This window comes from Janthinobacterium kochi (assembly GCF_051380715.1).
GTDB lineage: Bacteria > Pseudomonadota > Gammaproteobacteria > Burkholderiales > Burkholderiaceae_D > Janthinobacterium.
The window spans coordinates 148,797-161,306 of record NZ_JBNYXO010000008.1; the positions used below are offsets into that span (position 1 = coordinate 148,797).

Consider the following 12,510-nt stretch of genomic DNA (forward strand, 5'->3'; position numbering starts at 1 on the left):
CTTGATTACTGGTTTCAGTATGCCAACAACCGTATCCAATTAATATCAGCAGTGGCTGAATATGGCAGTAGGAGCTCTGGCAATTGATGTAGGATTGTTCCTACGCGCTGGCGCGCATAGTCAGGTCTTGAAGGGGGATAGCAGACGGTGCGCCACGGCATACTGGACCATTTCCGACAGCGAACTCATGCCCATCTTTTGCATGATGCGCGTCTTGTGCGTACTCACCGTCTTCACGCTCAGGTGCAGATTGTTGGCGATCTCCGTGATCGACTTGCCCGCCACCAGCAGGGAAAAGACTTCGAACTCGCGGTCCGACAGCTGTTTGTGCAGCAAGCTTTCATTCGGCATCATGATGTTGAGCACAAGCTGCTCTGCCACCTCGGCGCTGATGTAGGGGCGCCCCGACGCCACCTTGTGGATGGCGCCCACCAACTGGGTGCCCGCGCTTTCCTTGGTCAGATAGCCTTGCGCGCCGGCGCGGATGGCGCGCACCGCATATTGCTCTTCCTCGTGCATGGTGAGGATCAGGATGGCCAGCTTGGGCGCCTCGCTGCGGATTTGCCGGATCAGGTCGACGCCGCTGCGGCCCGGCATCGACAGGTCGAGCAGCAACAGGTCGAAGCCGCCCTGGCGTACGTGGTTGAGTACCTCAAAGCCATCGATGGCTTCGCCCACGATGTCGATGTCCGGCGCGCCGTCAAGGATGCGCTTCAATCCTTCTCGCATGATGGTGTGGTCGTCGGCAATCACAATACGTATCATAGGCGCGCAATCTGGAAGCGTGTAATTTGCCCTTGCCGGTTTGTGGCGGCTGGCCAGGTGTTAAGAAACGAGAAACGTTGTCATTTTAACTGAAATGGCCGCAGTATTACCTTTTACCCGATATAGGGGGGGCGGCGGCCTGCGTGGCCATGTGACCCCTTATTTCGATGGGGGTTCCTTGATCAGCCTATGCACGAGCACCGGCAATGTCGAGTGCGACAGCACTTTGTTGGTCACGCTGCCGAGCAGCAATTGCCCCCAGCCGCTGCGGCCATGCGAGCCCATGAAAATCAGGTCGCACTGCTGCAATTGCGCCACTTCCACGATTTTCAGGGCGGGGCTGTCGGAAAAGGCGGTCAGGCCCGTCGCTTCCAGGCCCCGCTTGGCGGCCGCGTCGAGGATGGGCTGCCAGTGGTCGGCGCCCGCCTTGCGCATGGCGATGCGGTATTCCTCCTCGCTGGGATAGCTTGGTGGAATGATTTCGATGTACACCGGGTACTGGTATTCGGGCGCCACGTATAAGGCAAGGATGTCGGCTTGCATCTGTTCGGCAAAGGCAACGCCGGCACAGGCCGTCAGGTTGGAGACGGTGGAGCCGTCCGTGGCGATCAGAATTTTCTTATACATGGCAGATCCTTTGGCGGTGACTCAGCGCGTGCAACGCCCCTTATTGTAGGCGCGGCAGCAGCATGGTATTCATGTAAAGACTTGATAATTATCAATACTATTGCACCTTCAGTATAGACAACATTGGCAGAAGATCGTGTTTTAGTTGCAACGATATCCATGGCGTACTGTTGCGCAGGCGCCCGCGCGCAGGATTTCTTGTGCGGCGCGTGGTCTTGCAGGCACGCCAATGGTAGTATTTCAAAATACAACGGCAGGAACACTTATTTCCTGGCGGAAAAGCTCTTATGAGCCAGCTTTACACCAGGAAGCGCGTTTTGAGATTTACCAACAGGGCGGCGCCCTGCTACACTCGCACCATCGCAGCGGTATTGCCTCAAATCATCTTAATCGAGAAATTGTGGGTATCAGTCTGTAAAACGCACAGTTCAGGCGGAATTTTGACAAATTATGGAGAAGCAGGGATATGACCAACGCCGCTGATGATTTTGATGCATTATTCGATGAAGTGTCTGCACAAAGTGCGGCCGCTCCCAAGCCCGCGCCTGCCGCAGCGCCCGCAGCCGTGATCGCGGACGATGATTTTGACGCGCTGTTCGATTCGGTGTCGGCCAGCGCCGCCGTGCCGTCAGCCGCAGCGGAAGCGCCAGCCGCCGAACCGGAAGCGCCACCGGCGGCTGCCGCAGGCGTGCCTGGCGAAGCGGCCGATCCGGTCGACCAGTCCGACAAGCCGATGTTCGAACGCCTGGGTGGCATCGTGCGCCTGCTGCACGATTCGCTGCGCGAACTGGGCTACGACAAGGCGTTGACGGAAGCGTCGTCGCAGATCGTCGATGCCCAGGACCGCCTGGAATATGTCGCCACCCTGACGGAACAGGCCGCCAACAAGGTCCTGAATACGCTCGACGAAGGCATGCCGGCGCAAGACGTGCTGTCGAAGAAAGCCAAGGACATGGACAGCCGCTGGACGGCCCTGTTCGATGGCAAGCTGAGCCTGGAAGAATTCAAGGCCCTGGCCGGCGATTCACGCCAGTTCGCACAAGCCGTTGCCGAGGCAACGGAAGCGGAAAAAGCGCGCTTGCTGGAAATCATGATGGCGCAGGACTTCCAGGACATCACGGGCCAGTTGATCAAAAAAGTGGTCAACATCACCAAGACGGTGGAGCACGAGCTTGCCCAGCTGCTGCGCGACAACGCGCCGGCCGAAGTGCGCGAAAAACTGGCGCAAAAGCCAGTGCCGCTGATGCAGGGCCCGTCCGTGCCGTCGGTGGCGCTGGACCAGGATAATGTAGACGACCTTCTTGCGGATTTGGGATTCTAATGGACGATATGCTCAAGGATTTCGTCGTTGAGGCGATGGATCTTGCGGTTAATGTTGAAGAGCACTTATTGCGCCTCGAGCGTGATCCTGATAACAAGGAAACACTGAATGCCGTGTTTCGTTCCTTCCACACCATCAAGGGTGGCGCCGGTTTCATGGGCTTGCCTGCACTGGTGGCAGCCTGCCATCTGACGGAAAACCTGTTCGACGCCTTGCGCACGGGCGCCGCGCCGGTGACTCCGATCGCCATCGAGGCGGCGCTGCAAGCGTCCGGTTTCGTGGCCGACCAGCTGACGGAACTGGCCAACGGTGCCGCGCCGGAAAGCTTGCCGGCCATGCCGGAAGAGCTGGAACACATCCTGACGAACGCCATCGAAGGCAAGGGCATGGACGTGCCTGCGCCTGCCGCTGCCGTGGTGGCGCAAGCCGCCGCGCCCGTTGCCGAAGTGGTCGCGGTGGCGCCAGCCGCCGCTGTTTCCACCGCCAGTGCCGATGGCCTGGACTGGGAAGGCATGTATAACGCCGTCGTGCCGGCCGGTAGCCAGGTCGCTGCCGCACCGGCCTCCGCCGTCGCCGCTGCGCCTGCCGTCGTGGCCGCCGCGCCTGCCTCTGCTGCCGCTGCCAAGCCGGCCGCCAAGGCCTGGGATGGCGCGGAACGCCGCGAAGATCGTCCGGAAGTGCGCCATGCCGCGCCCGTCAAGGAAGACAGTATCCGCGTCGATGCCGTCAAGCTCGACGCACTGCTGGAAGTGGCCGGCGAGTCGGTACAGGCCGCCAACCAGGCTGCCGTGCTGCTCGAACGCTTGCTGCAATTTAAATTCGAAGGCCAGGCCGCCACCCTGATGGCGACCCTGGCGGAAACCCTGGAACGCGCTTCGCGCTACTCGACCGAACTGCAGCGGGCCACCCTGGCCACGCGCATGCAGCCTGTCGGCCGACTGTTCCAGAAATTCCCGCGCCTGGTGCGCGAACTGGCCAAGGATTTGGGCAAGGATGTCGAGCTGACCATCGAAGGCGCGGAGACGGAAGTCGACCGCGTGGTGGTCGACAGCCTGTACGATCCGCTGGTGCACATGCTGCGCAACTCGCTCGACCATGGCGTCGAATCGCCGGAAGCGCGCTTAGCTGCCGGCAAGCCCGCCAAGTCGTATATTTCGCTGAAGGCCTGGCAGGAAGCGAACAGTGTCATGATTGTGCTGCAGGATGATGGCAAGGGCATGGACCCGGCCTTCCTGCGCAGCAAGGCCCAGCAAAAGGGCTTGATCAGCGAAAACGCGCAATTGAGCAACGACGAATGCTTCCAGCTGGTGTTCCTGCCGGGCTTCTCGACCAAGGAAGTGGCGTCCAGCGTCTCCGGGCGCGGCGTGGGCATGGACGTGGTCAAGACGGCCGTGGAGAAAAACCGCGGCGCCATCCACATCGAGTCGACGCTGGGCAAGGGCACGAAGTTTGCCATTCGCCTGCCGATCGAGCTGTCCATCGTGCCGACCATGCTCGTGTCGACGTCGGGCGCCGCGCTGGCGCTGCCGATGGCGGTGGTGCAGCGTGTCGTCGAATTGCCGGAAACCTTCATGGAAGTGGGCGGCGCACCCGTGCTGAAAGACCAGGGCCGTCCATTGCCCGTGCGGTCGCTGGCCGGCGCCCTGGGCTACGAATCGTGCAGCGAGCGCGTGGGCATTGTTGTCGCTGCGCCACAGCCGTACATTCTCGCCGTGGCAGCCGTCGATGGCACGGCCGACCTGGTGATCAAGCCGATGACGGCCATCACCGTGGAAGGCATTACCGGTACGGCCCGCTCGGCTGAAGGCGAGCTGGTGCTGGTCGTGGGCCTATCGTTCCTGATGGATGGTTGCAGGGGAAGTGTGCGCATGGCTGCCTAGAAACACAGGCCAGTTCACAACCAGCCCGCTGCAGACCTCTGCAGCGGGCTTTTTTTTCGATTTTTTTCGATTTTTATTCGCCCCGCCGGCATTTTGGCGGATTTTCGTATCAGCAATTTTTTAACCATATCCGCAGGGCAGGCCAAATTTTGTATCGCCCATTCCACGCTGGGGCGGCTTTTGCTTCTGCATTGCACAATATATGGCATAATCATTGCCGATCCCTTCGATCAGTACGACAGATCACTTAAACAGGCTGTGGCAACGCTGCATAAATCATGATGAAGACGCTTTACGACAAACTCTGGGAATCCCACGTTGTTCGGGCCGAAGATGATGGCACGACAATTTTGTACATCGACCGGCACTTGCTGCACGAAGTTACCAGCCCGCAAGCCTTCGATGGGCTCAGCGTGGCAGGCCGCCAGCCGTGGCGCATTTCCGCCAACCTGGCCGTGGCCGACCATAACGTGCCCACTACCAGCCGCGTCGACGGCATTGCCGACCCGGTTTCACGCCTGCAGGTGGAAACGCTGGACAAGAACGCCAAGCACTACGGCTTGACCTACTTCAACATGAACGACAAGCGCCAGGGTATCGTGCATGTGATCGGTCCTGAACAGGGCGCGACCTTGCCCGGCATGACGGTGGTCTGCGGCGACTCGCACACGTCCACGCACGGCGCCTTCGGCGCGCTGGCGCACGGCATCGGCACATCCGAAGTGGAACACGTGCTGGCCACGCAAACCCTGCTGCAAAAGAAATCCAAATCCATGCTGGTGCAAGTCGACGGCGCCTTGCCGGCCGGCGTGACGGCGAAAGATATCGTACTGGCCATCATCGGCAAGATCGGCACGGCCGGCGGCACGGGCTACTGTATCGAATTTGGCGGCTCGGCCATCCGCGCCCTGTCGATGGAAGGACGCATGACGGTGTGCAACATGGCCATCGAGGCAGGCGCGCGCGCCGGCATCATCGGCGTGGACGACACCACCATCAATTACGTCAAGGGCCGCCCGTTTTCGCCGGCCGGTCCGCACTGGGAACGCGCCGTCGCCTATTGGCGCACCCTGCATTCGGAGCCGGGCGCCCGCTTCGACCTGGTCGTCACCCTCAACGCCGCTGACATCGTGCCGCAAGTGACCTGGGGCACGTCGCCCGAGATGGTGGTCGGCATCGATGGCCGCGTGCCTGATCCTGACCAGGAAAAAGACAGCGTCAAGCGCGATGCGATGGAAAAGGCGCTGGTCTACATGGCCCTGAAACCGAATACCGCCATCGAAGATATCCGCATCGACAAGGTCTTCATCGGTTCCTGCACCAATTCGCGCATCGAAGACTTGCGGGCGGCCGCTGCCGTGGTGCGCGGCAAGCACCGCGCCTCGAACGTCACCCTGGCGCTGGTGGTGCCCGGTTCCGGTCTCGTCAAGGACCAGGCCGAGCGCGAAGGCCTGGACCGCATCTTCAAGGATGCCGGTTTCGAATGGCGTGAGCCTGGCTGTTCCATGTGCCTGGCCATGAATGCGGACCGTCTGGAACCGGGCGAACGCTGCGCCTCGACCTCGAACCGCAATTTCGAAGGCCGCCAAGGGCAGGGCGGACGTACTCACCTGGTGTCGCCCGCGATGGCGGCGGCGGCGGGCATCGCCGGCCACTTTGTCGACGTGCGGGGATTGCGATAAGCTGAAATTTGCGTGGTAACGCAGCCGAAATCAGGGGTCAGACCCGCCGGGTCTGACCCCAGCTTTAAGCCGCTGGGTTACACTGATGCTTCCGGCTTTCTCAAATATACGCATAAAAATCATCATGAAAAAACTCTTCGCCCTCCTCATCGCCACCGTCATCCTGTCTGGCTGCAACACCGTCTCGGGCATTGGCCGCGATGTGCAGAAAGTCGGCCAGGTCGTCACTGGCGCCGGCGGAAAATAAACCGTGACGTGCCGGTGCCCTGCGCCGCCCGTCTTACCGAGTAGAAACAGCATGGATAAATTTACGATTTACGAAGGCCTGGTGGCCCCGCTGGACCGCGCCAACGTCGACACCGACGCGATTATCCCGAAGCAATTCCTGAAATCGATCCACCGCAGCGGTTTCGGCCCCAACCTGTTCGACGAATGGCGCTACCTCGACCATGGCGAACCGGGCCAGGACAACAGCCGTCGCCCGCTGAACCCAGATTTCGTGCTCAACGAGGCGCGCTACCAGGGCGCGTCGATTTTGCTGACCCGCAAGAACTTCGGCTGCGGCTCCTCGCGCGAACACGCGCCGTGGGCGCTCGATCAATATGGTTTCCGCGCCATCATCGCGCCCTCGTTTGCCGACATCTTTTTCAATAACTGCTACAAGAACGGCTTGCTGCCCATCGTGCTGTCGGAAAGCCAGGTCGAGCACCTGTTCAATGAAGTCAAGGCCTTCCCCGGCTACAAGCTGGTGGTGGACCTGGAACAGCAGTGCGTGCGCACCAGCAACGGTTCCATCTCGTATCCATTCGAGATCGACGCCTTCCGCAAATATTGCCTGATGAATGGCCTCGACGATATCGGCCTGACCCTGCGCCACGCCGACGATATCCGCGCCTTCGAAGAACGGCATTTGACCAATCAACCCTGGCTCGCCAACGTCATCTGATCGATAAAAATATGAAAATTGCAATCTTACCCGGCGACGGCATCGGTCCTGAAATCGTCGCGCAAGCCGTCAAGGTCTTGCATGTGCTGGGCGAATCGTTTGAGCTGGAAACGGCGCCCGTGGGCGGCGCCGGCTATGCGGCCCATGGCCACCCTTTGCCGGAAGGCACGCTGGCCCTGGCCAAGGCGGCCGATGCCGTGCTGTTTGGCGCCGTTGGCGATTATCAGTACGATAACCTGGAGCGTCAGTTCCGTCCCGAGCAGGCTATTTTGGGCTTGCGCAAGAACCTGGGCTTGTTCGCCAACCTGCGTCCGGCCATTTTGTACCCGGAACTGGCGGGCGCCTCGACCCTGAAGCCGGAAGTGGTCTCCGGCCTGGATATCCTGATCATCCGCGAATTGACGGGTGACATCTATTTCGGCCAGCCGCGCGGCGTGCGCGAGTGCCCGGACGGTCCGTTCAAGGGCCAGCGCGAAGGCTTCGACACCATGCGCTATGCGGAAGGCGAAATCCGCCGCATCGCCCACGTGGCTTTCCAGGCGGCGCAAAAGCGCGACAAGCGGCTCACCAGCGTGGACAAGGCGAACGTGCTGGAAACCTTCCAGTTCTGGAAAGACATCGTCATCGACGTGCACAAGGAATACCCGGATGTGGCGCTCGATCATATGTATGTCGATAACGCGGCCATGCAACTGGTGCGGGCGCCGAGGAAATTCGACGTCATGGTGACGGGTAACATGTTCGGCGACATCTTGTCGGACGCGGCCGCCATGCTGACGGGCTCGATCGGCATGTTGCCTTCCGCTTCGCTGGACGCCAACAACAAGGGCTTGTACGAGCCATCGCACGGCTCGGCGCCCGATATTGCGGGCAAGGGCATCGCCAATCCGCTGGCGACGATCTTGTCGGCGGCCATGATGCTGCGCTATTCGCTGAACCGCGAAGAGCAGGCGGACCGGGTCGAGGCGGCCGTGAAGAAAGTGTTGGCGCAGGGGCTGCGCACGGCCGATATCCACGAAGCGGGCACCACCTTGGTCGGTACCGAGGCCATGGGCGATGCAGTTGTAAAAGCACTGGGATAAAATAGTCTAATGACGGCATTCGCCGTCTCATCTTGAGGAATGGTAATGAAATTAGTTGGCTTGGTAGGTTGGCGCGGTATGGTCGGTTCGGTCCTGATGCAGCGCATGCAGGAAGAGGGCGATTTCGCCCATATCGAACCGGTGTTTTTCACCACCTCGAACACGGGCGGCGCGGCGCCGGCCATGGCGAAGAATGAAACCATCCTCAAGGATGCCAACAACATCGCCGAACTGTCCAAGTGCGACATCATCATTTCCTGCCAGGGCGGCGACTACACGAGCGCTGTCTTCCCGCAGTTGCGCGCAGCGGGCTGGAATGGCTACTGGATCGATGCGGCCTCGACCTTGCGCATGGAAAAAGACGCCGTCATCGTGCTCGACCCCGTCAACCTGCACGTCATCAAGGATGCGCTGGGCAAGGGCGTCAAGAATTACATTGGCGGCAATTGCACCGTCTCGTGCATGATGATGGGCCTGGGCGGCCTGTTCCAGCACGATTTGATCGACTGGATGACGTCGATGACCTACCAGGCGGCATCGGGCGGCGGCGCGCAGCACATGCGCGAGCTGCTGACGCAGTTTGGCACCATCAACAGCTCCGTCAAGGCGCTGCTGGAAAACCCGGCCTCGGCGATCCTGGAAATCGACCGCCAGGTGCTGGCCACCCAGCACGGCTATTCTCCGGATGAAATCAAGCAGTTCGGCGCGCCGCTGGCCGGCAACCTGATCCCGTGGATCGACAAGGATCTGGGCAACGGCCAGTCGAAGGAAGAGTGGAAAGCGGGCGCGGAAACGAACAAGATTCTGGGCCGCGGCATCGACTTTGGCACCAAGGAAATCCCTGTCGACGGCCTGTGCGTACGCATCGGCGCCATGCGCTGCCATTCGCAAGCGCTGACCATCAAGCTCAAAAAAGATGTGCCGCTCGATGAAATCAACGACATCATCGCCAGCAATAATCAATGGGTGAAATTCGTGCCGAACACGCGCGAAGCGTCCGTGCGCGACCTGTCGCCGGCAGCCGTCACGGGCAGCCTGACGATTCCTGTCGGACGCGTGCGCAAGATGAGCATGGGCGGAGAATACCTGTCCGCCTTCACCGTGGGCGACCAATTGCTGTGGGGCGCGGCCGAGCCGCTGCGCCGCATGCTGCGCATTTTGCTCGACGCGTAATGGCAATTAATTGCTGATCAAGATCAAGCCGGGGCTGTTTCCCCGGTTTTTTTTCGCCCTGAGTCCGTCAAGGCGCAACCATGCGGAGCTTGCATAGCTCTGGGCATGATGATATGTTGATACCTCTGGAAAAGTAACAGTTTTCCCATGTCAACTAAGATGCCGCCAACTATGCCTGTACATACTCGTCCCCGGGTCGCCTCCCTTGCCATTAAAACACTCAGCAGCGCTGTCGCCTGTGCGGTGTTATTGTCACCGGCGGTATCCGCAGCCGAGCTGGGCAAGATCACGGTGCTGTCCGCCGCCGGCCAGCCATTGCGCGCCGAAATCGAATTGACGGCGGTCAAGCCAGATGAAGCGTCGTCGCTGCTGGCCAAGCTGGCCCCGCCCGATGCCTACCACCAGGCCGTGGTGGATTTTAATCCGGCCTTGAACGCGCTGACCTTCTCCATCGAGACGCGCAATGGCAAGCCCTTCGTGCGCGTCAGTTCGGCCCAGCCGCTGACCGAGCCGTTGGTCGATTTGCTGCTGGAGTTGAGCGGCAAGCATGGCCGGCAAGTGCGCGAATATGCGTTCGTGCTCGACACACCCGAAGCGCGCCGGACGCGCGGCGCGCAAGTGATGGCGCCAGCGGAACCTGGCAAGGGCCAGGCGACTGCGCCGCAAGCGCCGAAAAAGGCGGCAGGGGAATACAAGGTCAAGGCGGGCGACACCCTGAGCCGCATCGCCAGCGAACTGAAACCGTCGGGCGTCTCGCTCGACATGATGCTCGTCGCTCTGTACCGCGCCAACCCCGATGCCTTCATGGGCGAAAACATGAACCGCATGCAGGCCGGACGCATCCTGGCCGTGCCGGGCGCGGACGCCGTGCGCGCCACCGATGCGGCCGAAGCGAAGGGTGTCGTGACGGCGCACGCCATCGATTTCGAGGCCTACCGTAACAAACTGGCGGGCCAGGTGTCGCAAAGCAAGCCGGCCAAGGCGGCGCAAGCGACGCAAAGCACGGCCGGCAAGATCGGGCCTACCCGCGTGCAGGAAAAGCCGACGGCCGTGAGCGAGTCGCAAGACAAGCTGAAACTGTCGAAGGCGGAGCCGGCGGCCAAGTCGGCCGGCAAGAGCGCCGTCGCCAGCGAGGAAGACAAGATCGCCAAGGCGAAGCAGGTCGATGAAGCGGCCGCGCGCGTCAAAGAGCTGGAAAAGAACGTCAGCGACCTGGAAAAGTTGATGGCGGTCAAGAGCAAGGCCATGGCCGACAAGAGTGCTCCCGCCCCTGCCAAGCCGGCCGAGGCCAGCGCCGTCGCCAGTGCGCCGTCCGAGGCGCAGCCGGCCGCACCGAAGGCCAAGCCGGTGCCGCTGGTGAAAAAACCGTCGCCGCTGGAGCCCACCTTTGCCGACAAGATCAGCGACCACCTGGGGGCCATCGGCATCGGCCTGGCTGCATTGCTGGCCGCCGTGGCGGCGCTGGTGATCGCGCGCCGCCGCAAGGACGCGCCGCCGCCGGCCGAAAATCTCGCCCCCGTGTTCGAGCCGGAAGCGCCCGTGGCGCCGCCGGCCGGCCTGGCGCCGGAAGACCAGCAGTCCGAAGCGAGCAACCACCTGTTCGGTACGGGCGCCGCCGCAGCCGGCGTGGCTGCCGCAGCGGGCGCCAGCATGCTCGATGCGAATGAAACGGACCCGGTCGCCGAAGCGGACGTGTATATCGCCTACGGCCGCGATGGCCAGGCGGAAGATATCCTCAAGGAAGCTTTGCGCATCCACCCCGAGCGCCATGCGGCCCGTTTGAAGTTGTTGGAAATCTATTCGGCCCGCAACGATGTGCGCGCGTTTGAAGACCAGGCTAGTGAGCTCTACAGCCTGACGCGGGGCCAGGGCGAAGAGTGGCCGCAGGCGGCCGCGCTGGGCCTGGCGCTCGATCCCACCAACCCCTTGTATGGCGATACGGAAGACGATGCCGTCGTCAGCCTCAGCAAGGGGGCCGGCGACGACTTGCGCGGCCAGAGCATGGACTTGCCCGACGACCTGCCTTCCCCAGCGGCCGACCTGGCGCCGGCAGAGCCGGTTTCCTCCGTGAGCGCCCGCGATGCGCGCGATCCTCTCGATTTTGATCTCGACAGCCTCGATTTCGAGCCCGTCTCGACCAGCGACCCGATCGTCATGCCGGGACCGGACAGCAAGCCGCAATCCACTCCGCAAGAGGCGCAGTATGACGCCAGCATGGATTTTGGCCTCGACCTGGAACCGCCAGCCGGTCCTGTGAATGGCGTGGGCGCCGGTTTGACGCCTTTGCCTGATCCGTTGAAGGATGTCGACCTGGCCCATTTCGACCTCGACGAGCCGGTGGCGCCGGCTGCCGCGCCGCTGGCGGCGGCCGAGCCTTCCATCGACAGCCTGTTTGACGACGCGCAAACGCCAGCGACCTTGCCGGAAGCCATACCACCCGCGCAAGAATTCGACCTGTCCGGCATCGACCTGGACCTCAACGATGGCAAGACGGCCAGCGTGGGCGTGGACGACCCGCTGTCGGCCATCCACATGGAAATGGATACCAAGCTGGACTTGGCCATCGCTTACCAGGAAATCGGCGACAAGGAAGGCGCGCGCGAGCTGATCGATGAGGTCATCAAGGGCGGCAGCGAAGAGCAGGTTGCCAAGGCTAATACCATGCGCGCGCTGCTCAGCTAACCTAAGCGTCGATACGACGTCCATGGCTGCGTTGCACGGTCATGGCGTTCACCTTGTACTATTCGTACTGTCTTCGACCGTGCGCCTGGCCCTGAACGCCGTCTCGCTCGCTTTCAAGCACCAGATACGACGTCCATGGCGGCGTTGCACGGTCTCGTCGTACTGGTCGTACTGTCTTCGACCGCGCGCCTGGCCCTGAACGCCGTCTCGCTCGCTTTCAAGCACCAGGTACGACGTCCATGGCGGCGTTGCACGGTCTCGTCGTACTGGTCGTACTGTCTTCGACCGCGCGCCTTGCCCTGAACGCCGTCTCAGGCGCTTGCGTGGCCGGAAGGCGGGGCCGCCTTTGCGC

General features: G+C 61.7%; 11 protein-coding genes. 9 read left to right on the top strand and 2 right to left on the bottom strand.

Annotated elements, in window-relative coordinates; translation table 11 throughout:
• Positions 1 to 120: 120 nt before the first annotated feature.
• Together ACQ4WL_RS18310 and ACQ4WL_RS18315 are read right to left on the bottom strand one after the other, a co-directional pair.
• On the bottom strand, positions 121 to 765 hold the full coding sequence (locus ACQ4WL_RS18310) for a response regulator (protein ID WP_034750556.1): 645 nt from the start codon (positions 763 to 765) through the stop codon (positions 121 to 123).
• Between the two features lie 159 nt (positions 766 to 924).
• A complete protein-coding gene (locus tag ACQ4WL_RS18315) occupies positions 925 to 1,392 on the bottom strand; it encodes a universal stress protein (RefSeq protein WP_436511023.1) in 468 nt (155 codons plus the stop codon).
• 466 nt (positions 1,393 to 1,858) lie between these two features.
• Between ACQ4WL_RS18315 and ACQ4WL_RS18320 the strand changes: the two genes are divergently transcribed.
• From ACQ4WL_RS18320 to ACQ4WL_RS18360, 9 genes are all read left to right on the top strand, one after another.
• Entirely contained in the window at positions 1,859 to 2,713 is an 855-nt protein-coding gene (locus ACQ4WL_RS18320; protein ID WP_436511024.1) for a protein phosphatase CheZ, read from the top strand.
• On the top strand, positions 2,713 to 4,593 hold the full coding sequence (locus ACQ4WL_RS18325; RefSeq protein WP_436511025.1) for a chemotaxis protein CheA: 1,881 nt from the start codon (positions 2,713 to 2,715) through the stop codon (positions 4,591 to 4,593). The genes ACQ4WL_RS18320 and ACQ4WL_RS18325 overlap by 1 nt, the downstream gene beginning before the upstream one ends.
• Before the next feature lie 278 nt (positions 4,594 to 4,871).
• Positions 4,872 to 6,275: a 3-isopropylmalate dehydratase large subunit gene (gene leuC / locus ACQ4WL_RS18330; protein WP_436511026.1), complete on the top strand. Its 1,404-nt coding sequence runs from the start codon at positions 4,872 to 4,874 to the stop codon at positions 6,273 to 6,275.
• 124 nt (positions 6,276 to 6,399) lie between these two features.
• Positions 6,400 to 6,522 carry an entericidin A/B family lipoprotein gene (locus tag ACQ4WL_RS18335; protein WP_010400408.1) on the top strand — a complete coding sequence of 41 codons (123 nt, stop codon included), beginning with the start codon at positions 6,400 to 6,402 and terminating at the stop codon, positions 6,520 to 6,522.
• 51 nt (positions 6,523 to 6,573) lie between these two features.
• A complete protein-coding gene (leuD, locus tag ACQ4WL_RS18340) occupies positions 6,574 to 7,221 on the top strand; it encodes a 3-isopropylmalate dehydratase small subunit (RefSeq protein ID WP_436511027.1) in 648 nt (215 codons plus the stop codon).
• 11 nt (positions 7,222 to 7,232) lie between these two features.
• Entirely contained in the window at positions 7,233 to 8,303 is a 1,071-nt protein-coding gene (leuB, locus tag ACQ4WL_RS18345) for a 3-isopropylmalate dehydrogenase (RefSeq protein WP_436511028.1), read from the top strand.
• A gap of 45 nt (positions 8,304 to 8,348) precedes the next feature.
• The gene (gene asd / locus ACQ4WL_RS18350; protein WP_071650193.1) at positions 8,349 to 9,476 is read left to right on the top strand and encodes an aspartate-semialdehyde dehydrogenase; all 1,128 of its coding nucleotides are present in this window, start codon (positions 8,349 to 8,351) and stop codon (positions 9,474 to 9,476) included.
• A 249-nt stretch (positions 9,477 to 9,725) separates the two neighbouring features.
• Positions 9,726 to 12,158 carry a motility hub landmark protein FimV gene (locus ACQ4WL_RS18355; RefSeq protein ID WP_436511029.1) on the top strand — a complete coding sequence of 811 codons (2,433 nt, stop codon included), beginning with the start codon at positions 9,726 to 9,728 and terminating at the stop codon, positions 12,156 to 12,158.
• Between the two features lie 135 nt (positions 12,159 to 12,293).
• Complete coding sequence (locus ACQ4WL_RS18360) at positions 12,294 to 12,461, top strand: hypothetical protein (protein ID WP_436511030.1); 168 nt, start codon at positions 12,294 to 12,296, stop codon at positions 12,459 to 12,461.
• The last annotated feature ends 49 nt before the right edge of the window (positions 12,462 to 12,510 follow it).